Annotated in this window: 13 protein-coding genes; 7 read left to right on the forward strand and 6 right to left on the reverse strand. The window is 65.9% G+C overall.

Annotated features, from left to right (window positions below):
- Nucleotides 1–27: 27 nt before the first annotated feature.
- Entirely contained in the window at nt 28–4,401 is a 4,374-nt protein-coding gene (locus GEV02_RS10350; protein WP_152837903.1) for a molybdopterin cofactor-binding domain-containing protein, read from the reverse strand.
- 281 nt (nt 4,402–4,682) lie between these two features.
- Here GEV02_RS10350 and GEV02_RS10355 point away from each other — a divergent pair, with 281 nt between their 5' ends.
- From GEV02_RS10355 to GEV02_RS10385, 7 genes are all read left to right on the forward strand, one after another.
- Entirely contained in the window at nt 4,683–6,182 is a 1,500-nt protein-coding gene (locus GEV02_RS10355; protein WP_152837904.1) for a glycoside hydrolase family 30 protein, read from the forward strand.
- A 74-nt stretch (nt 6,183–6,256) separates the two neighbouring features.
- Entirely contained in the window at nt 6,257–7,621 is a 1,365-nt protein-coding gene (locus tag GEV02_RS10360; protein ID WP_152837905.1) for a glycoside hydrolase family 5 protein, read from the forward strand.
- Between the two features lie 46 nt (nt 7,622–7,667).
- A complete protein-coding gene (locus GEV02_RS10365) occupies nt 7,668–10,382 on the forward strand; it encodes a TonB-dependent receptor (protein ID WP_235922729.1) in 2,715 nt (904 codons plus the stop codon).
- 136 nt (nt 10,383–10,518) lie between these two features.
- Nucleotides 10,519–14,022, forward strand: a complete 3,504-nt coding sequence (locus tag GEV02_RS10370) for a response regulator (RefSeq protein WP_152837906.1) — start codon at nt 10,519–10,521, stop codon at nt 14,020–14,022.
- A gap of 19 nt (nt 14,023–14,041) precedes the next feature.
- On the forward strand, nt 14,042–14,860 hold the full coding sequence (locus GEV02_RS10375) for a CheR family methyltransferase (RefSeq protein WP_152837907.1): 819 nt from the start codon (nt 14,042–14,044) through the stop codon (nt 14,858–14,860).
- Complete coding sequence (locus GEV02_RS10380; protein WP_152837908.1) at nt 14,857–15,465, forward strand: chemotaxis protein CheB; 609 nt, start codon at nt 14,857–14,859, stop codon at nt 15,463–15,465. Before GEV02_RS10375 ends, GEV02_RS10380 begins: the two co-directional genes overlap by 4 nt.
- On the forward strand, nt 15,465–16,664 hold the full coding sequence (locus GEV02_RS10385; RefSeq protein WP_152837909.1) for a hybrid sensor histidine kinase/response regulator: 1,200 nt from the start codon (nt 15,465–15,467) through the stop codon (nt 16,662–16,664). The genes GEV02_RS10380 and GEV02_RS10385 overlap by 1 nt, the downstream gene beginning before the upstream one ends.
- A 90-nt stretch (nt 16,665–16,754) precedes the next feature.
- On the opposite strand, the gene GEV02_RS10390 is transcribed toward GEV02_RS10385, so the two are convergent.
- The 5 genes from GEV02_RS10390 to GEV02_RS10410 all read right to left on the reverse strand — a co-directional run bounded on the left by GEV02_RS10390 (nt 16,755) and on the right by GEV02_RS10410 (nt 21,735).
- Nucleotides 16,755–17,156, reverse strand: coding sequence for an EF-hand domain-containing protein (locus GEV02_RS10390; RefSeq protein WP_235922730.1), 402 nt, complete (start codon nt 17,154–17,156; stop codon nt 16,755–16,757).
- A gap of 41 nt (nt 17,157–17,197) precedes the next feature.
- Complete coding sequence (locus GEV02_RS10395; RefSeq protein WP_328595777.1) at nt 17,198–18,787, reverse strand: S10 family peptidase; 1,590 nt, start codon at nt 18,785–18,787, stop codon at nt 17,198–17,200.
- Between the two features lie 161 nt (nt 18,788–18,948).
- The gene (locus GEV02_RS10400; protein ID WP_152837910.1) at nt 18,949–20,019 is read right to left on the reverse strand and encodes a BMP family ABC transporter substrate-binding protein; all 1,071 of its coding nucleotides are present in this window, start codon (nt 20,017–20,019) and stop codon (nt 18,949–18,951) included.
- 24 nt (nt 20,020–20,043) lie between these two features.
- Nucleotides 20,044–20,895, reverse strand: a complete 852-nt coding sequence (locus tag GEV02_RS10405) for an outer envelope protein (RefSeq protein WP_152837911.1) — start codon at nt 20,893–20,895, stop codon at nt 20,044–20,046.
- A gap of 84 nt (nt 20,896–20,979) precedes the next feature.
- Complete coding sequence (locus GEV02_RS10410; RefSeq protein ID WP_152837912.1) at nt 20,980–21,735, reverse strand: GntR family transcriptional regulator; 756 nt, start codon at nt 21,733–21,735, stop codon at nt 20,980–20,982.
- Nucleotides 21,736–21,826: the final 91 nt, after the last annotated feature.

The following is a 21,826-nucleotide window of genomic DNA, read 5'->3' on the forward strand; positions in this document are numbered from 1 at the left end:
GCCTGCGCGGGAATGACGCATTCGAGGTCAATGCGCGCTGAGGTCGGCCGTATCGACCAGGCAGGCTTCGCGCACGCGCTGCACCGTCGCCGGCGACTCCATCTGGAACCACTCGTGATGGCCGCGGTCCTTGCGCGCCGCCAGCACGGCGCGCTTGATCGCGAAGAAGGCCGCCACCGCCAGCGTCATCGGCGGCTCGCCGATTTCCTTGGCCGACAAAATGTCACCCTCGTCCTGCGGCGCGTTCTTCGCCAGCTCCCTCGGGAACATCATGATGTTCATCTCCAGCGGGATCGATTGCGCTGCCGGCGGTTTGTACTCCCAGGTGTTGGTGGTGTACAGCGCGCCCGGCGCCGGCCGCGTGGCGCTGGCCTCGGTGCTGGACGTGGCCGGCTGGTAGCTCAGGTCTTCGCTGGTCACATAACCCAGGCCCTGGACGAAGCCGCCTTCGACCTGGCCCACGTCCACCGCCGGATTCAGGCACTTGCCGCCGTCGTACACCACGTCGGCGCGCAGGATGGTGGTCTCGCCGGTCAGCACGTCGAGTTCGATCTCGACGCAGGCCGCGCTGTAGGTGTAGCCGGTGAAGTAGTCGACTTCCTCGCTGGCGGGCTTGCCGTCCACCAGTTTGAATTCCAGGTTGCCGTCCGGATGCTCGCCGCCCTCGATCGCCACCCGCGCCTGCGCCGACAGGTTGAGCCGCTCGTTGAAAGCCATGCTGACGATGTTCTTCCAGATCATCGTTTGCGGATTGCCCGGCGTGGTCTCGGCGCGCCAGCCGTCCTTGTAGTCCCAGAAGTTGATACGGTTGGCGACGCACCAGTCGTTGCCGTTGGCGGTCAGCAGGCCGAGGCAGTAGGCTTCCAGCCGCTGGCGCAGTTCGCCGCAAGCCTGCTGCGCGGCCAGGCCGTTGAACGAGGTGCCGGTGGAGGCGCCGGTGCTCTCCGGGTTCGGCACCACGGCGGTGTCGTTTTCCGCCACCCGTATCATGCCGATCGGTACGTTCAGCGCATAGGCCACCACTTGCGCCATCTTGGTGTTCAGGCCCTGGCCCATCTCGATGCCGCCGTGGCGCACCAGCACCGTGCCGTCCTGCGAGTACACCTCGATCAGCGCGCCGCCCTGTTCCAGCAGCGCCAGGTTGAAGCCCGAGCCGTACTTCACCGGCAGCACCGAGATGCCGCGCTTGCGCCAGCGGTTGGCGGCGTTGAACTGCTCGACCGCCACCGCGCGTTCGGTGAAGCCGGCCTTGTCCAGCGTGTACTCCCACACCTCGCGCATGTAGCACGATTCCAGCGGTTCGGCATACGGCGTCACCTGGCCTTGCACGTACAGATTGCGCGAGCGCACCTGCTCCGGCGTCAGGCCGACGCTGTGGGCGGCCGCTTCGATGGCGTCCTCGACGATGATGGCGCCCTGGATCATGCCGACCGTCCGCATCGAGGTGTTGGAGGTCTTGTCGGTGCGGCAGACGTCGGTGGTGCACGACCAGTTGGGGATGAAGTAGGCCGAGTCGCTGCGCAGCGCCATGCAGTCGCTGATGATGAAGCTGCAATCGTAGGTGCGGCCGCCGTCCAGCCAGTAGTCGGCCTGGAAGCCGAACAGCTTGCCGTGCGTGAGCGGGTTGCTGGCGTCGCCGATGGCGATGTTGTAGTTGCCCAGCGCAGGATGGCGGTGGCCGAACATGGCGGTGTCGACCTGGCGCAGCGCGGCCATGCGCAGCGGCCGGTTCAGCTTCCACGCGCCGACGGCGGCGATGGTGCTGGCGAAGGCTGATTGTCCGCACTTGCCGCCGTAGCCGCCGCCGATGCGGCGCACGCGCACGTCGACCTTGTTGGCCGGCAGTTGCAGCACGCGGCCGACCGCGCTCTGCACCACGTTGGCGTCCTGGGTGGAGGCGTAGACGCGCATCTGGCGGTCTTCCACCGGCTCGACGTAGCTGGACTGCGTCTCCATGTAGAAGTGGATCTGGCTGCCGACCTTCTGGCTGCTGGAGGTGCGCGTGCAGCTGACGCTGCCGTAGAGGTCGCTGGCAATCGGCACGTTGTGGGCCACCACCGGCTGCTTCAAGTCGGGCTGTTCGGGCGGACGCGGCGGCATCCAGTCGAGGGTGGTGCCGCTGCGTGTGATCTTCCAGATGTGCGAGTACCACGGGGCGCCTGCCGGTTTGTCGAGGAAGACCAGCTTGTTGCGCTCGGCGTCGGTGTCGGGCAGTTCGATCAGCGGGGTCTCGGCCTGGAACTTGCAGTAGTGCTGTTGCAGATAGGCGGCCGCTTCCTGCGCCAGCTGTTCGTTGCGAGCCACCACCATGCCGATGCACTGGCCGTAGCCGGTCAGCAGCATCGGCGCGCGCGGGTCGTAGCCGGTCGGCAGTACGCCGTCCGGGCAATCGGCCACCTCGACGCTGATGGCGAAGATGGGATCGTCCAGCGCCATGCCATCGATCACGGGGCCGGGCACGTCGATGGCGGTGATGTAATCCTTCACGGCCGGGTACAAGGTCTTCAGCGCGGCCAGCACCTCAGCCGGCGAGGCCGGGCCGATGACGCCGGGCACGGCGTAGGTGCACGTGCCCTTGGCCACCATGCTTTGCACCGGCGCGCCGTTCATGCCGGTGGGCGGCATCGGTATGTCGTGGATGTACTGCGCCTCGCCGGTGGCTTGCAGCATGGCTTCGATTTTGACGTAGGGTACGTGCACCGGGAATTGGTCGGCATAGGCTTTGTAGGCCTGGGTGCCGGTCGACACCGGCCGTTCGCCGCGTTCGCCGGCCGAGCGCACGGCCGGCGGCACCGGCAGGCCGCGCCATTCGCACACGGCGATAAAGAATTTATACAAATACGATTCGGCCAGCTGGCGTTTGTAGGCAGTGCTGTAGCCTTCGTCGGGCAACTGGGCGTAATGGCTGGCGTAGCGGTCGATCAGCGCTTCCAGTTCCTGGCGCAGCACCGGCATCGCCAGCGCCAGCGCGGCGTCGTCCCAGCGCTTGCCGCGCAGTGCCTGCTCGGTGTGCGGCATGCGTGTGGCCACCGGCGACATGCCGCCGAACACCAGCGCGATATCGGCGACGTGCTGGTGCGCGTCGAGCTTGACGCGCATGCCGCTGTTGACGATGGAGTGGGCGTTGACCTCGCGCTGCGCGGTCTTGTAGGTTTGCGCGTACTCGTCGGCGCCGGTCAGGCGCACGTGGTAGGACAGCAGCACGCAGCCGTCGGCATGGTGGCGCCAGTAGGCGGGCAGGTCCAGCAGCGGCAGGGTTTTCGGCTCGGCCTGTTCGGGCGCGGCCACCGTCACCGTGGCGTCCAGTGCGGCCAGCGCGGTGAACAGGTCGGAAGGGAAGGGCACGCCCTGCTCGGCGTGGGTGACCACCAGCATGGTGTTGCCGGCCAGCGTGGCGGCGTTGCGGACGATGCCGCCGGCGGTGCGGCCGGCCATGTAGGCCAGCGCCTGCAAGCCGGCGTTGGGCATGGCGGTGTTTTCGGCGTCGAGGAAGTCCAGCAGCCTGGCGTACAGCAGGCCGCCGCCCAGGCGCAGATGGTCGCCCGCGCGGCACAGCACGTGCAGTTCCGGTACGTGCGAGATGTCGATGAATACATGCGGATTTTCCACCGTGCGCGGGTAGATGCCGATCGAGGTGTTGCCGCCGACCAGGCGCAGCTCGGCGCGGTCGGGGAAGTCGCGCATCAGGCCGATGGTGCTGGACACCGTCAGCGGCCGGAACCAGTGATAGCCGTTGGCCGAATAGTGCACGGGGCGCGGCGGTTTGCGCAGCTCGTCGGGGAAGGCCACCTCCACCGGCGCGGTGCGCGCCACTTCCTCGGCCGGATCGACTTCACAGCGCATGCAGCCGGCCTCGTCGACTTTCGGATCCCAGTCGGAGGCGAAGGTTTTCTTGAAGCCGTACAGGATGGGGCGGTAGCCGGTGCAGCGGCAGATATTACCGTCGAACATGGCCTCGATCTCTTGCTTGGTACCGGGCTTTTCGCCGCGCTGGGCCACGGCGGCCGTCATGTTCATGATCCAGCCGGGGGTGCAGTAACCGCATTGGGTGCCGTTGTTGCGCGCCAGCCCGTTCTGCACGGTGCTGATGCAGCCGGACTTGACGCTGCCCGTGCCTTCCACCGTCGTCACCAGCATGCCGTCCAGCGACGCCACCGGGCGCAGGCAGGAGTTGACCGAGCGATGCTCGACTTGTCCCGTGTCCTCGTTCCAGCTCGACAGCATGACGGTGCAGGCGCCGCAGCCGCCCTGTTTGCAGCCTATCTTGGTGCCGGTCAGGCCGACTTCCGGCGAGCGCAGGTAGTCGGCCAGCAGCACGGTCGGATCGACGGTCGGCAACTGCACCCGTTCGCCGTTGAGATAGAAGACCAGGTCGGCTGTTTGGGCGGAGGAAGTGGGCATGGAAAGCTCCTGTGGAGTAAGTGGTATGGTCCAACGTGGCGAATTCGAGACAGCCCAAAACAACAGGCTGCCCGCGCAGAATACTGGCTGGCCTGCGGGGCGGACAACATAATTCTGAGCATTTTTGCCGACATAAAAACTCACCAATTACCACGCGTTGTATTTTTCCCTGATTGACACTGAAGAATTCACGGTGCTATAGTTAATTTAACAAGTGGAAGCGTTTCCACTCACAATAAAACCAGGACGGACGGGCAACGACCCGGCCGCACGGAGACAGAATGACCACACCCAGCCCCGCCATGCCGGGCGATGAGCGCTTGCGCGCCTCGCCTACCCGCCACCCGCTGCGACAGCTGGCCCGGTTGCTGGCCGTGCCGGCGCTGTTGCTGTGCGTGCAGGGCGGCGCGCAAGCCGAAAAGCAAACCAAGGACACGGTCCAAGCCTGGATCACCACCGGCGACCAGACCCAGCTGATGGCGCGCGGCGCCGACGCCAGCTTCCAGTCCGGCACGCGGGCCGCCACCATCATCGAAGTCGATCCGGCCCAGCGCTTCCAGGAAATGGTGGGCTTCGGCGCCGCCATCACCGACGCCTCGGCCTGGCTGATCCAGAACCGCCTGAACCCGCAGCAGCGCGGCGCGCTGATGAACGAGCTGTTCGGCAAAGAACCCGGCGTCAACTTCAGCTTCACGCGGCTGACCATCGGCGCGTCCGACTTCTCGCGCCACCACTACAGCTTCGACGACATGCCGCCCGGCCAGACCGACCCGGCGCTGGCGCATTTCTCCATCGAACCCAACCGTGCCGACGTGCTGCCGGTGGTCAAGGCCGCGCTGGCGATCAACCCCGATCTGCGCGTGATGGCCTCGCCGTGGAGCGCGCCGGGCTGGATGAAGAGTACGGACAGCCTGATCCAGGGGACGCTGAAGCCGGAAGCCTACGCGCCGTTCGCCGCCTATCTGTCGCGCTACATCGGCGCGTATGAAAAGGAGGGCGTGCCGATCTACGCGCTGACCCTGCAGAACGAACCGCACTTCGAGCCCAAGGATTATCCCGGCATGCGCGTCGAACCGGCCAAGCGCGCCGCCTTCATCGGCGGCCACCTCGGCCCCGTGCTGGCCAAGGAACATCCGCAAACCCGCATCCTGGACTGGGACCACAACTGGGATGAGCCGGGCTCTCCGGCCGCCGTGCTGCAAGACCCGGCCGCCAGCAAATACATCAACGGCGTGGCCTGGCACTGCTACGGCGGCGACGTCCGCGTGCAGGCCGCGCTGCACGACCGCTGGCCCGACAAGGACACCTATTTCACCGAATGCTCGGGCGGCAAGTGGGCGCCGGTGTGGTCGGACAATCTGCAGCACTTTGCCCGCACGCTGGTGATCGGCACCACGCGCGGCTGGGCCAAGGGCGTGCTGCTGTGGAACCTGGCGCTGGACGAGAACGACGGCCCGCACCTGGGCGGCTGCAAGGATTGCCGCGGCGTCGTCACCATCGACAGCCGCGACGGCAAGGTCACGCGCAACGAGGAGTACTACGCGCTGGCCCACGCCAGCCGCTTCGTGCGCAAGGGCGCGCGCCGCATCGCCTCGACCAGCGGCTACGACCAGCTCGACACCGTGGCTTTCCGCAACGCCGACGATGGTTCGGTGGCGCTGCTGGTGGTGAACTCGGCCAAGGCGCCGCGCAGTTTCGCCGTGCGCCTGGCGCCGGGCCAGCGCAGCTTCAACTACACCTTGCCGGCCGCCAGCGTCGCGACGTTTACCTGGAAGCCTTAACCAGAACTGCTGTGCAGACGCACGGCAGTTTTTTCAGAACAAAAGTGGAAGCGCTTCCACAAAAGGGGAAACAGATGTTCAGACTGCCCGTCCTGTTACTTGCTCTGCTCCTGGCCGCTTGCGGCAGCGGCGGCGGCGCCGCCAACACCCCGCCGCCGGTAACGCCGCCCGCGCCGCCGCCGGTGGCCGAGATCAAGCCGACCCCGGTGACGCCGGTGCCGGTGCTGCCGCTGTCCATGCTGCACACCCAGGGCACGAAATGGCTGAAGGCCGACGGCAGCCAGGTCGCGCTCAAGGGCACCAATCTCGGCAACTGGCTGATCAATGAATTCTGGATGATGGGGCAGGGCAGCGCCGGCATCGACGACGAATGCAAGCTCGAAGCCAACTTCGACACCCGCTTCGGCTACGCCGAGCGCCAGCGCCTGATGCAGCTGTTCCGCGACAACTGGATCACCACCCGCGACTGGGACCAGATGCAGAAATTCGGCCTGAACGTGGTGCGCCTGCCCTTCATCTACAGCGTGGTCGAGGACGAGAAGAATCCGCGCCACCTGCGCGCCGACGCCTGGCGCTACCTGGACGACGCCATCGCCCAGGCCGAGAAGCGCGGCATGTACGTGATCCTCGACCTGCACGGCGCGGTCGGCTCGCAGGGCTGGGAACAGCACAGCGGCTGCGCCAACAAGAACCTGTACTGGTCCACGCCGGAATTCCAGGACCGCACCGTCTGGCTGTGGCAGCAGATCGCCGGCCGCTACAAGGACCGCGCGGCGGTGGCCGGCTACAGCGTGCTCAACGAACCATGGGGCACGACCGCCGCCAACCTGGCCGCCGTCGTCAAGACCCTGTACACGGCGATCCGCGCCGTCGATGCCAACCACGTCGTGATACTGCCCGGCCACAACAGCGGCAACATCACGGCCTACGGCAAGCCGGCCGACCAGGGCATGAGCAACGTCGCCTTCGAGATGCACTTCTATCCCGGCCTGTTCGGCTGGGGCCAGCCCGGCATGCAGGTGCACAAGGACTGGCTCACCTGCAGCGGCGGCAGCAACAGCGGCGTGTGCGAGTGGGACAACAAGATCAAGGCCGTCGACACCGCCTTCTTTATCGGCGAAACCCAGCCGTGGATGGGTCTCGGCCTGGACTTGGGCGGCCAGATCGCCCGCGCCTCCTTCGATACCTACGCCAAGTATGGCTGGGCGACGACGGCGTGGAGCTGGAAGGTGGTCAGCAATGGCGGCGGCCAGGGCAAGGGCACCTGGGGCTTCGTCACCAACGCCGCCGGCGCCGCCGTGCCGGACGTGGACTTCACCAAGGCGCCCGTCGCCGATATCGAAAATCTTTTCAAGTTGTTTGGCACCCAGGCTTACGAGGTGCACCAGCCCATGCAGGACTGGATGACCAGCAGCACCGTACCGCAGCCCTTCCGTTAGCAGCAGTTTGTAGTACCCACCCGTCTAAAACTATAAGAGAGACCAGATGATGAATAAGCAGACACAAGCCTTAACACTGACACCGATCGCCGCCGCCTGCGCCGCGCTGGCGTTCGCCGCCGCCCCGGCCTGGGCGCAGCAGGGACCCGCCGCCGCCGGCGACAAGGAAGTGCAGTCGGTGGTCGTCACCGGCATCCGCCGCAGCATTGAGACTTCGATGGCGGTCAAGCGCGACGCCGATTCCATTGTCGAGGCCATCACCGCCGAGGACATCGGCAAGCTGCCCGACGTCAGCATCGCCGAATCCATCGCCCGCCTGGCCGGCCTGACGGCGCAGCGCGTCGAAGGCCGGGCGCAGTCGATCTCGATCCGCGGCCTGGCGCCGGATTTCTCCGGCACCTTGATGAATGGCCGCGAACTGGTCTCCACCAGCAACAACCGCGGCGCCGAGTACGACCAGTATCCGTCCGAGCTGATTAACGGCGTCACCGTCTACAAGACGCCGGATGCGGCGCTGGCCGGCGGCGGCCTGTCTGGCACGGTGGACTTGCACACCGTGCGCCCGCTCGACATCCGCGAGCGCACCATCGTGTTCAACGCGCGCGGCGAGCACAATTCCAACGGCAAGCTGAACTCCAACACCTCGGCCAACGGTTCGCGCGTCAGCGCTTCCTATGTCGACCAGTTCATGAACAACACGCTGGGTGTGGCGATCGGCTATGCGCATCTGGATTCGCCGGGCCAGCAGCAGGAATACAAATCGTGGTGGTGGGGCACGGACAACAAGCTGCCGCCGGGTAATGCCGACGTGGTGGCCCTGAAGGGCGCCGAAGTGACGGCCTCGTCGCGCCAGCAAAAGCGCGACGGCCTGATGGGCGTGCTGGAATACCGTCCGACCAAGGAATTCCGCACCACGCTGGACCTGTACTACTCCGAGTTCACCCAGGACACCACCATGCGCGGCATGATGTGGAACTCGCACCAGTGGAGCGACGTCACCTACAACAACCCGAACATCCAGACCATAGGCGGCACGCGCCTGCTGGTGGGCGGTTCGCTGGTCAACCTGGAACCCATCGTCCGCAACGACTTCAACACCCGCAAGGATCAGCTGGGCGCGGTGGGCTGGAACAACACCTACAAGAAAGATGGCTGGACCCTGGTCGGCGACGCTTCCTATTCGACCGCCAAGCGCCGCGAGCAGGTGCTGGAAACCTATGCCGGCCTGGGCCCTGCCGGCTCCCACATCACCGACAACAATTTCCAGTTCAAGATTCCGACCGCCAGCGGCCTGCCGACCTTCACGCCCAGCCTGAACTTCGCCGATCCGCAGATCATCAAGCTGACCGACGTCGGCGGCTGGGGCAAGGATGCGGACATGCACCACCCGGTGGTCGAGGACAAGCTGGGTTCGATCAAGCTGTCGGCCAAGCGCGACCTGGAAGGCATGTTCCGCAGCCTGGAAGGCGGCGTCAACTACAGCAAGCGCGAGAAGACCCACGCCGACACCAACAACTACTGGTTCCTCAAGGATGGCCGCAAGCCGGCCACGGTGTCGCCGGACCTGATCCAGCCATCGACCTCGCTGGCCTTCGCCGGCATCCCGAGCGTGCTGACCTATGACGTGCTGGGCGTGCTCAACAAGTACTACGACAAGCAGCCCGCCCGTCCCGACGACCAGGCCTTGCAGGACTGGGGCGTGACCGAGAAAGTCACGACCACCTACGCCCGCCTGGGCATAGACACCGATGTCGGCCCCTTCCCGCTGCGCGGCAATCTCGGCCTGCAAGCCGTCAGCGTCGACCAGAAATCGCGCGGCGCCACCGTCAACGCCGGCAAGCTGGGCTCGATCACCGGCGGCGCCAACTACACCGACATCCTGCCCAGCCTGAACCTGAACTTCGACCTCGGCAAATACCTGGAGACCACCAACCTGCGCTTCGGCGCGGCCAAGACCGTCGCCCGTCCGCAGATGTCGGACATGCGCGCCGGCATCTCGGGCGGCGTCGACGCCACCAGCCGCATGTGGAACGGCAGCGGCGGCAACCCGCAGCTGGAACCGTGGCGCGCCAATTCCTACGACCTGTCGATGGAAAAATACATGGGCAAGCGCAGCTACATCGCCGGCGCGCTCTGGTATAAAAAGCTGCAGAGCTACATCTACAACCAGCAGACCGCGTTCAGCTTTGCCGGCTTCCCGAATCCGTCGGCGGTGGTGCCGCTGCAGGATATCGGCACGCTGAACCGTCCCGCCAACGGCGCCGGCGGCATGGTCAAGGGCGTGGAACTGTCGGGCGCGCTGGACGGCGGCCTGCTGTACGCGCCGCTGGAAGGCTTCGGCGTCACCGGCAGCATGTCCGGCACCGAGAGTTCCATCCATCCTAACGGTCCCGGCACCAAGGAAAAACTGCCGGGCCTGTCGGGGGTGGTGTCCAACGTCACGGTCTACTACGAGAAGAACGGCTACCAGGCGCGCGCCAGCCGCCGCTACCGTTCGGCTTACCGCGGCGAGGTGACGGGGCTGTTCGCCCAGCGCGCCTTCAGCGAGATCCTGGCCGAGCGCCAGATCGACCTGCAACTGGGTTACGCGATCGAGGAAGGCCGCTACAAGGGCCTGTCCTTCCTGTTCCAGGTGAACAACCTGAACAACTCGCCTTACCAGACCCGCCAGGGCGATCCATTCTCGGGCGGCTCCTATGCGCCCGAGCGCTACACCACCTACGGCCGCCAGTTCCTGCTGGGTCTGAACTACAAGCTGTAAGCGGCAAGCAGCCCGCGCCGCCGCCCGGCGGCCGGGCCGTGTTCTGTTATTTCGCTAACGCACGATTGAGATGTCTGATTGCAAGGTTTGTATTTGAGCTAAACTCATTGCTTTCCTTGCTACTGTGGCCCAGACCATGCCCACTCAATCGTCGTTGGACGAACGCGGTTTCCGCCGCATTCTGGTGCGTAACGTCACCCTTCCGTTGGCCGCCGGCGTGGTCAGCGCCGGGGTGTTCGCCGTATTGCTGGCGTATTTGCTCAACACCATGAACTGGGTCGAGCACAGCGAACGCGTGATCGGCAGCGCCAATGAAATCACCAAGCAGATGGTGGACATGGAAACCGGCATGCGCGGCTACCTGCTGGCCGGCGAAAACGCCTTCCTGGAACCCTATGTGCTCAGCAAGCCCAAGGTCAGCGTCGGCATCGCCGCGCTGACCGCGCTGGTGGCGGACAATCCGCTGCAGGCGGGCCGCCTGCGCATCATCAAGGCCCAGCAGGAGCAGTGGGACTTGTATGCCCAGGAAATGATACGGCTGCGCGCCGGCGGCGGCGACGTGACTGGCGCGATCAAGGCCGGACGCGGCAAGCTCCAGTTCGACGAGATCCGCAGCCAGGTGGACGCCTTCGTCACCTATGAAATGCGGATGCGCCAGGAGCGCAAGGACGACGCCAGGTCCGTCACCACCTGGGTGGCGACGATCTACCTGCTGCTGACGCTGGGCGTGGGCGGCATCCTGGCCTGGTTCGGCCGGCGCGAGCTGATGGGCTTGTCAAAGGTCTACAACAGCGCCTTGCAACAGCACAGCGAGCATGCCGAACTGCTGGCGCAGCAAGCCTGGCTGCGCACCGGCCAGAGCGAACTGGCGCAGCAGGGCATCGGCCAGATGGGCTTGCCGCAACTGTCGTCGGCGCTGCTGCAATTCATGGCGCGCTACCTGGATGTGGCGGTCGGCGCGCTGTACCTGCGCGCCGACGACGGCAGCTTCCGCCGCGTGGCGTCGTACGGCACCAGCACCGCATGGGAGGAACGCGAGCAGCGCCTCAGGCCGGCCGAGAGCCTGGTGGCCCAGGCCGCGCTGCAGCGCCGCCTGATCCGCCTGGACCAGGTGCCGTCCGGCTACCTGGAGCTGGCGTCCGGCCTGGGCGCGGGCGCGCCGGCCAGCGTGCTGCTGGCGCCGCTGGACAACGACGGCGAGATCAACGGCGTGGTCGAGCTGGGCCTGCTGCGGCCGATCTGCGCGCGCGATGTCGAGTTCCTCGACCTGGTCAAGGGCAACGTCGGCAACGCCATCGACGCCAGCCTGTCGCGCCAGCGCCTGCACGAAGTGCTGGCCGAGACCCAGCAGCTGAACGAGGAATTGCAGGTGCAGCAGGAAGAGCTGCGCACCGCCAACGAGGAACTGGAAGAACAGTCGCGCGTGCTGGAGGAATCGCAGGCCAGCCTGGAAAACCAGAAGGCCGAGCTGGAACAGACCAACGAACAGCTGGCCGAACAGGGCGTGGCGCTGGACCAGAAGAACGCCGCGCTGGGCAAGGCGCAGCTGGACCTGGAGCAGCGCGCCGCCGAACTGGAGCGCGCCAGCCAGTACAAATCGCAATTCCTGGCGAATATGTCGCACGAGCTGCGCACGCCGCTCAACAGCTCGCTGATCCTGGCCAAGCTGCTGGCGGAAAACGCCGCCGGCAATCTGCACGAAGAGCAGGTGCGCTTCGCCAACACCATCTACTCGGCCGGCAACGATTTGCTCAACCTGATCAACGACATCCTCGACATTTCCAAGGTCGAGGCGGGCAAGCTGGAGCTGGTGCCGGAACAACTGTCGCCGCGCCACGTGGTCGAGGGCATGGCGATGCTGTTCGAGCCGCTGGCGCAGCAGAAGAAGCTGGCCTTCCAGGTGCAGATCGCCGACGGCCTGGCCGCCCACATGACTTCCGACCGCCAGCGCCTGGAGCAGATCCTCAAGAACCTGCTGTCGAACGCGCTCAAGTTCACCAGCGGCGGCCAGATCACGCTGGCGGCCCGCGCCGACGGCGACGGCCACATCGCCTTCGCCGTGCAGGACACCGGCATCGGCATCCGCACCGAAGACCAGCAAGCCATCTTCAACGCCTTCCAGCAGGCCGACGGCACCACCAGCCGCAAGTACGGCGGCACCGGCCTGGGCCTGTCGATCTCGCGCGACCTGGCGCAGCTGCTGGGCGGCGCCATCGGCCTGGTCAGCGAACCGGGCAAGGGCAGCTGCTTCACGCTGACGCTGCCGCTGGCCTGGAGCGCGCCGGACCTGGCCGGCAGCACCGGCGCCGTGACCAGCAGCATGGCCGCGCCGTCCGGCTGGGCGGTGGAGCAGGTGGATGGCGGCGCGGCCCTGCCGTCGCCGGTGCCGTCGCCCGCCGCGCCGCGCGTGCGCGCCTTCGCCGACGACCGCGACCTGATGGCCGGCGAGGCCGGCAGCCGCAAGGTGCTGGTGATCGAGGACGACGCCGCGTTCGCCCGCATCCTGTACGAGCTGGCGCATGAGAAAAACTACCGCTGCCTGGTGGCGTTCGACGCCGACGAGGGCCTGGCGCTGGCGCGCGAATACCGGCCGGACGCGGTGTTGCTCGACATCCGCCTGCCGGACCGCTCCGGCCTGTCGGTGCTGCAACTGCTGAAGGACGACGCCCAGACCCGCCACATCCCGGTGCACGTGGTGTCCGGCTCCGACAATGGCGAGGCCGCGCTGCACCTGGGCGCGATCGGCTATGCGCTCAAGCCGGCCACGCGCGAGCAGCTGATGGAAGTGTTCCGCCGCATCGAAGGCAAGCTGACGCAGAAGATCAAGCGCGTGCTGCTGGTCGAGGATGACGACCGCCAGCGCGACAGCGTGGTGGCGCTGATCGCCGACGACGATGTCGACATCGTCGCCGTCGGCAGCGGCGAGGAAGCGCTGGCGCTGCTGCGCACCACCATCTACGACTGCATGATTATCGACCTCAAGCTGCCCGACATGCAGGGCAACGAGCTGTTGCAGCGCATGGCGGGCGCGTCGCTGGCGGCCTTCCCGCCGGTGATCGTCTACACCGGCCGCAACCTGTCGCGCGCCGAGGAGGCCGATCTGCACAAGTATTCGCGCTCCATCATCATCAAGGGCGCGCGCTCGCCGGAACGCCTGCTCGACGAGGTGACGCTGTTCCTGCACAAGGTGGAGGCCGATTTGTCCAGCGAACGGCAAGACATGCTGCGCACGGTGCGCTCGCGCGACCGCGTGTTCGAAGGCCGCCGCATCCTGCTGGTGGACGACGACGTGCGCAACATCTTCGCGCTGACCAGCGCGCTGGAGCACAAGGGCGTGCTGGTGGAAGTGGGCCGCAACGGCTTCGAGGCGATCGCCAAGCTGAACGAGGTGAGCGACATCGACCTGGTGCTGATGGACGTGATGATGCCGGGCATGGACGGCCTGGAAGCGACGCGCCGCATCCGCCAGGACGCGCGCTTTGCCCGCCTGCCCATCATCGCCATCACCGCCAAGGCGATGAAGGACGACCAGGAGCAATGCCTGGCGGCCGGCGCCAGCGATTACCTGGCCAAGCCTATCGACCTGTCGCGCCTGTACTCGCTGCTGCGGGTGTGGATGCCGAACGGCGAACGGAGCTAGACCATGCAAGGGTTTGACTATGCACCATAGCGACACCGACATCGAGCTGAAAGTGTTGATGGAAGCCATCTACATGAAGTACAGCTACGATTTCCGCGACTACACCGGCGCCTCGCAGAAGCGCCGCGTGCTGCACGCGCTGCGCGAGATGGAGTGCGACAGCATCTCGGCGCTGCAGGCGCGCATCATGCACGAGCCGGCCGCGTTCAGCACGCTGCTGCAATACCTGACGATACCGGTGACGTCGATGTTCCGCGACCCGACTTATTACGCCGCGCTGCGCGAACACGTGATGCCGGTGCTGCGCACCTACCCGTCGCTGAAGATCTGGATCGCCGGTTGCAGCACCGGCGAGGAAGTGTATTCGATGGCCATTCTGCTCAAGGAGGAGGGCTTGCTGGAGCGCAGCATGATCTACGCCACCGACATCAATCCGCAGTCGCTGGAGCAGGCGCGCAAGGGCGTGTTCCCGCTGGACGCGATGCGCGAGTACACGGAAAACTACCAGGCCGCCGGCGGCACGCGCAGTTTTTCCGAGTACTACACGGCGGCCTACAACGCCGCGCTGTTCGACAGCGCGCTGCGCGACAACGTCACCTTCGCCGACCACAGCCTGGCGACCGACGCGGTGTTCGCCGAGACGCACCTGATCAGCTGCCGCAACGTGATGATCTACTTCAAGAAGAAATTGCAGGAGCGCGCCTTCGGCCTGTTCCACGAGTCGCTGTGCCACCGCGGCTTCCTGGGATTGGGCAGCAAGGAAAGCATCGATTTCTCCGCCTACGCGCCGGCCTTCGAACCGGTGAACAAGCGCGAGCGGGTGTTCCGCAAGCGATGAGCGCCCATCTGCACGCGATCCGCGCCGCGCTGGCCGGGCGCACCGTGGAAGCGGTGGTGATCGGCGCGTCGGCCGGCGGCGTCGGCGCCCTGCTGCAACTGCTGCCCGGGCTGCCGGCGGACTATGGCCGCGCGGTGGTGGCGCTGCTGCATCTGCCGGAGTACCGCCAGAGCCACCTGGCCGAGGTGTTCCAGCAGCGCATGGCGATGCCGGTGCGCGAGGCGGCCGACAAGGAAGCGGTGTCGTCCGGGACGCTGTATTTTGCCGGTTCGGGCTACCATTTGTCGGTGGAGACGGACCGCAGTTTTTCCCTCAGTTGCGAGGCGCCGCTGCACTTTGCCCGCCCGGCCATCGATTACCTGATGGAATCGGCGGCCGACGCCTACGGCCCGGCGCTGCTGGGCATCCTGCTGACCGGCGCCAACCACGACGGCGCCGCCGGCATGGCCGCCATCGCCCGCGCCGGCGGCCTGACCGTGGTGCAAGATCCGGAGCAGGCCGAAGTGGCATCCATGCCGAGGGAAGCCATCCGTTTGCACCGGCCGGACCTGGTCCTGCCGCTGGACGCCATACAAACATTGCTGTTGATGCTGGAGAAGAACTGATGCAAGCCGAGCACCCGACCAAATTGCTGATCGTCGACGATCTGCCGGAAAACCTGCAAGCCTTGAACGCCATCGTGCGCGGCGAGGGGCGGGAGATCTTCCAGGCCGGATCGGGCGAGGAAGCGCTGGCGCTGCTGTTGCAGCACGATTTCGCCATGGCCATCCTCGATGTGCAGATGCCGGGCATGGACGGCTTCGAGCTGGCCGAGCTGATGCGCGGCACCGACCGCACGCGGCAGATTCCCATCGTGTTCGTGACGGCGGCCGGCAAGGAGCTCAATTACTCGTTCAAGGGTTACGAGGCGGGCGCGGTGGACGTGCTGTACAAGCCGCTGGACGCGCGCGCGGTCAAGGGCAAGGTGCAGGTGTTCGTGGCGCTGTACGAGCAGCGCGAGGCGGTGCGGCGCCAGGTCGAGGCGCTGGAAGAGGCCCGCCGCGAGCAGGAGCGCACGCTGGCTCAGCTGAACGCGGCGCAGACCGGCTTGCAGCGCGCGCTGGTGATGCGCGACGAGTTCATGTCCATGGTGTCGCACGAGATGCGTACGCCGCTCAACACGCTGTACCTGGAAACCCAGTTGCGCAAGATGCAGCTGGAGCGCGGCAATATGGCGGCCTTCGGCGCCGAGCAATTGCAGCGCATGGTGGCGCGCGACGACCGCCAGATCCAGAGCATCATCCGCCTGATCGACGACATGCTGGACGTGTCGCGCATCCGCAGCGGCAAGCTGTCGCTGCGGCCGGGCTGGGTGGAGCTGTCGGGCTTGCTGCGCAGGCTGGTGCAGGATCTGACGCCGCAGGCCGCCACCGCCGGCAGCAGCATCAGCCTGGACGCCGGCACGCCGGTCAGCGGCTGGTGGGACGAGTTCCGCATCGAGCAGATCGTCGTCAACCTGCTGACCAACGCGTTGCGCTACGGCGCGCAGAAGCCGGTGCATGTGACGCTGCGGGTGGAGCCGGAGCAGGTGCGGGTGGAGGTGCGCGACGAGGGCGCCGGCATCGCGCCCGAGCTGCAGGATAAAATCTTCGAGGCGTACGAGCGCGGCGCCGGCAACGAGGCGCCGTCCGGGCTGGGGCTGGGCTTGTATATTTCGCGCGAGCTGGCCGAGGTGCACGAGGGCAGCCTGTCCGTGCGCAGCGTGGCGGGCGAGGGCGCGGTGTTCACGCTGACGCTGCCGCGCCGCGACGCGCCGCCGGCCTGAACGCCGTCGTTCCCGCGTACGCGGGAACCCATAGAACGCTTGTTCAGCATGCCGTGCATGGATTCCCGCCTGCGCGGGAATGACAGGCGGTTAGCGCGAGCGCGCTTCCTCGCGGCGCTGGATGATGAAGGCTTTCAAGTCTTCGAAGTTGACCACGCCGCGCTGGGCGGTATCGATGTGGTCGAAGTTCTTTTCAATGAAGCCGAGCCCGGCCTTGTGCGCCTCTTCACGGCTCAGGCTGCCGCTACCGTCGAGGTCGGCTTCTTCAAAGCGTTTCTTCAGTTTTTGCATGGCCTGGTATTGCAGCACCGGGCCGGACGCGCCGTCGCGCGGCGGCTTGCGCATGGCCGGCGGGATGTAGGGATCGGGATGCAGCGGCGCCGACATCATGGCCGGCGCGGCCATATCCGGTTGCGTCTGCGGCGCCTGGGCGCGCGCGCAGCTGCAGGCCACGGCGGCGGCCAGCATGGCAAATTGGAAAAGTTGCTTCATGATCGACTCCCCCGCGCCGTATGGTCAGCCTGGCGCATGGCTTATTGTGCCACTGTGACGCTATTGAAGAAATTAATCAAATCCGTTTGCTGGGCGCGGCGCGCAGTGTCGTCTAGATACGTCATATGGCCGCTTGCGTAATATTTGAGCACAATTTGCGGATTGACACCGAGCCGCGCCAGGTCCAGCTCCGTCTGGTGGAAGGGCGTGGCCAGGTCGTGGTAGCCGTTCACCGCCAGGATTTTCATTTTCGGATTGAGCGTCATCGCGGCGGCCAGGTCCGGGATGGTGTCCGGCAGCTGGCGGCCGTCGTGGCTGAAGTTCCAGCGGTCGACGATGTCGTTGTTGCTGACGTAGCTGGAGCGGGCGCTGTAGTGCAGCTCGCCCGCCAGGTAGCTGGCGATGCTGCTGACGAAGGCGGAATTGATGACGGTTAGCGAAGGATCGCCGTCGGCCGTCAGCGCGCTGCCGTTGGCCGCCGACACGCGGGCGTCGTAACGCCCCACCAGCTTGCCCGGCACGGCGTTGCGCTGGTAGTAGTTCGGCCCCATGTCGAAGTTCTGCTGCCAGGTCAGCGCCGGCATGCCGGTGTAGTTGACCAGCTGGGCTATCACGCCGGCCGGTGGCGCCACCCTGGTCGCCAGGTAGGCCGAGATGGCGTTGCGGTAGTCGCCGGCGGCAAAGCTGCGCGTCTGCTGCACGTAGGCGCTGAAGTCGCTTGGCAGCGGCGTGCTGAGCTGGTAGTAGGCGCTGGTGGCGGCGTAGGTCGGGATATAGCCCTCGCAGCTGATGGCGCCCGGATCGAGTACGCCGCAGTTGCTGTTGTAGTCCATGATCGACGATTGCAGCACCAGCGCGGCGACCGGCACGCCGGCCGTTTCCAGCAGGTTGGCCAGCACCGCCGTGCGCGGCGTGCCGTAGGATTCGCCGAACAGGATCTTGGGCGAGGCTTCGCGCTTGTTGACGGCGATGTAGCGCTGCACGAAATCGCGGAAGGCGGCGGCGTCCGCGTCTACGCCCCAGAAGGTCTGGTTGGTGTTGGGTGCGATGGCTTGCGAGTAGCCGGTGCCGATGGCGTCGACGAACACCAGGTCCGATTGCGCCAGCAGGGTTTCCTGGTTGTCGACCAGTTGCGGCGTGACGATGACGGCGTTGGGGATGGTGCTGACCAGCCGGCGCGGCCCGAAGGAACCCAGGTGCAGATAGGTGGAGGCCGAACCGGGGCCGCCGTTGTAGAAGAAGGTGACGGGCCGCTTGGCCGCGTCGGCGCTAGGCACGGTGTAGGCGACATAGAAGAACGAGGCGGAAGCCTTGCCGGTGCGGACGTCGGTGGCGGTCAGGTGGCCGGTGGTGGCGGTGTAGTTGAACTGCTGGCCGCCCAGCTGGATATGGCTGGCGATGACGGCGGCGTTTTCATTGGGTGCGGACAGCGAGGCGTTGGCGAGGCTGGAATAGGCCAGCGTATCGTCGTAGGAGCCGGGCACGGCCGGCGGCGCGGGCGTGAGCGGCGCGCTGGGTCCGCTGGGCGTTTCCGCCACGCTGGAGCCGCCGCCGCCACCGCAGGCGGCCAAGAGCGCGGCGCAGGCGATGATCGCTGGCCGCCATCCATGCAATTTTGTCGGATATGCCACTGTGCTCTCCACCAGGCCGGGATCACAATTATGATCCCGGCTTGCGTGAAATGCATCAGAAAAAAATGGGGTCAAGTCTGACATTTGGACACGGACTCAACCTTGGCGGTTTGCCACAGTCGAGTTCGTGTCCAAATGTCAGACTTGACCCCCGGTGGGGGTTACTTGGGAATCGCGCCGTCCACGCCCTGCACGTAGAAGTTCATCGACAGCAGGTCTTTCAGCGGCACCACCACGCCGGCGGCGTATTTGATCGCGCCGGACTGGTCCTTGATCGGGCCGGTGAACGGCGCGAAGGTGCCGGCCGCCAGCGCGGCCTTCTTCTCCTCAAACGCCTTGGCCGCTTCCGCCGGCACCGCGGCGTTCAGCACCGACATCTTGACCATGCCTTCCTTCATGCCGCCGTGGTAGTCGCCGGATTTCCAGGTGCCCGCCAGCACCGCCTTGGCCGTCTCGGTGTAGTAGGGCGCCCAGTTGTTGGTGGCCGCCGTCAGGTGCGCCTTCGGCGCGAACTTGGACATGTCCGAATCCCAGCCGAACGCGTACACGCCTTTTTCCTGCGCCACTTGCAGCGTGGCCGGCGAGTCGGTGTTCTGCGCCATCACATCCGCGCCTTGCGCCACCAGGGTTTCCGCCGCCTGGCGTTCCTTGGCCGGGTCGTACCACGAGTTCACCCAGATCACCTTGGTCTTGATGCCGGGATTGACGCTCTGCGCGCCCAGCGTGTAGGCGTTGATGTTGCGGATTACCTCGGGCACGGGGAAGGAGGCGATGAAGCCCAGCGTCTTCGACTTGGTCATCTTGCCGGCGATGACGCCGTTCAGGTAGGCGCCCTCGTACAGCCGCGATTCGTAGGTGCCCAGGTTCTTGCCGGTCTTGAAGCCGGTGGCGTGCATGAACACCACGCCCGGCGTGGCCTTGGCGACTTTCTCGGTCGGGTTCATGTAGCCGAAGGAGGTGGTGAATATCAGCTTGTTACCCTCGGCGACCAGCTTGCGGATCACGCGTTCGGCGTCCGCGCCTTCCGGCACGTTTTCAACGTAGGTGGTCTTGACCTGCGCGCCCAGCTCCTTCTCCATCGCCAGGCGGCCCTGGTCGTGGGCGTAGGTCCAGCCGGCGTCGCCGACCGGGCCGACGTAGACGAAGCCTATCTTCAGCGGTTCCGCTGCAAACGCGGAGGCGGACAGGCAGATGGCGGCGGCCATGGCCAGCATTGTGCGACGATTCATCATACGGTTTCCTTTGGGTGGCGGGGTTTAGAAGTGGTACTCGGCGCGGACCATCGGCGTTTTCGCCGTGGCGCCAGGGTTGTTGGTATCGGAGTTGCCGAACTTGTTTTTCCAGAACTGGTACTCGATGCCGACCTTGAAGGTGTTCTTGCCCGCGCCGACGGCGGCGCTCAAGTCGTACATGATCTGCATGTCGATATTGGTCTCGCGCGCGGTGTCGCCGCCGAATTCGTTCTTGCCCTTGGTGCCGATGAAGTTGGCGAAGCCTTCGAACGACAGCGGGATGCCGATGTTGAACGGGATGCCCCATGCGGCCGTCAGCATCGGGTGGGTCTTGTAGGCGTAGCGCGGCGTGGCGGCGCCGGTGAAGGTGTTGAACGGCGCGTTGCTCTCCCACAGCGCGAACAGGCTGACGTCGAGGAAGCCCGGCACGTCCAGCATCAGCGTCGGGCCGGCGACGATCATGCGCTTCTTGGAGTTGTAGCCGGCGTCGGTCTTGCTGTTGAAATCGAAGCCCGCCGTGGCGCCGACGCCGCGCACCGGACCGAAGGCCCAGTTGCCGCCGGTGACCTTGCCCAGGTCCAGCGTGTGGCGGTACAGCGCGTACGCTTCATGCGCGCCGCTCTTGGCGCCGGCCGACGACGGATCGACTTCCGACGACATCAGGAAGTCGACGCTGAAGAAGTTCTTGCCGTACTTGTAGCCCGAGACGCTGGACAGGTTGACGATGTTCTTGGTGATGTCCTTGTCGTTGAACGGCTCGGCGAACTTGGTGCCGTAACGATAGCTCAGCGAGGTGTCGCTCCAGTCGGCGGCGTGGGCTGCGCAGGCGCAGCTGGCAAGAAGGGCGAGGGCGGTGCGGGTGACAAGTGGCGACATTTTTTTTGAACTCCATTCAGAGGACAGCACGGTTTATAAAAACTTCTTTTGTATCCAATCTCTAGCAATTCCCGGGCCACGGCGCTAGAAGCCGGACAGCGCCTCGGCCAGGTTCACTTTCCTGTCCTGCTCATTCAGGTGCAGGCGCGCTTCGATTTCCAGCAGGTGGTGCTCGATCAAATGGGTGGCTTCCTTGACCTTGCCCTGCTCGATCAGCGTGGCCAGGTCCTGGTGTTCGTCGTTCTCGCACATCGGCGCGCCCGGGGTTTCGTACAGCGCAATAATCAGCGAGCAGCGCGACACCAACTCCGCCATGAAGCGCTGCAGCACCTGGTTGCCGGCCAGTTCCGCCAGCAGCAGATGGAACTCGCCGCCCAGTCGTATCCAGCCGGCGCGGTCGCCGGTGCGGCGGGCCTGGTCCTCCGCATGCAGCGCGGCGCGGATCTGCTTGAGCGAGGCCGGCGTGGCGTGGCGTATCACCAGCGGCACGATCTCCCTTTCGATGGCGCGGCGGGCGGCGAAGATGTCGCGCGCCTGCTCCGGCGTGGGCGAGGCGATCACCGCGCCGCGATTGGGCCGCAGCTCGATGATGTGGTCGTGCGCCAGCCGTTGCAGCGCCTTGCGCACGGTGGTGCGGCTCACTTGATACAGCTCGCAGAAATCGGCTTCACCCAAATGGGTGCCGGGCGGCAGGCGGTGGCTCATGACAGCGTTGACGACGGCACGGTAGATGCGCAGGTCGACGGCGGTGGTGCCGCGCTTGATGGCGGCGGCAGGCGCGCCCGCAACGGCGGCTGCGGGAGCGGCCTTGCGGGGTTGGCGTTTGCCTGGTGATGGCATTGTTCGATTCTCCGTGAGGGTGGTGCTCACACTGCATAAAGCAGGAACCATGCTAACTACATCGTGTACAACAATCCGCTGGAAGCTGTCT

This window comes from Rugamonas aquatica (assembly GCF_009380215.1).
GTDB lineage: Bacteria > Pseudomonadota > Gammaproteobacteria > Burkholderiales > Burkholderiaceae_D > Rugamonas > Rugamonas aquatica_B.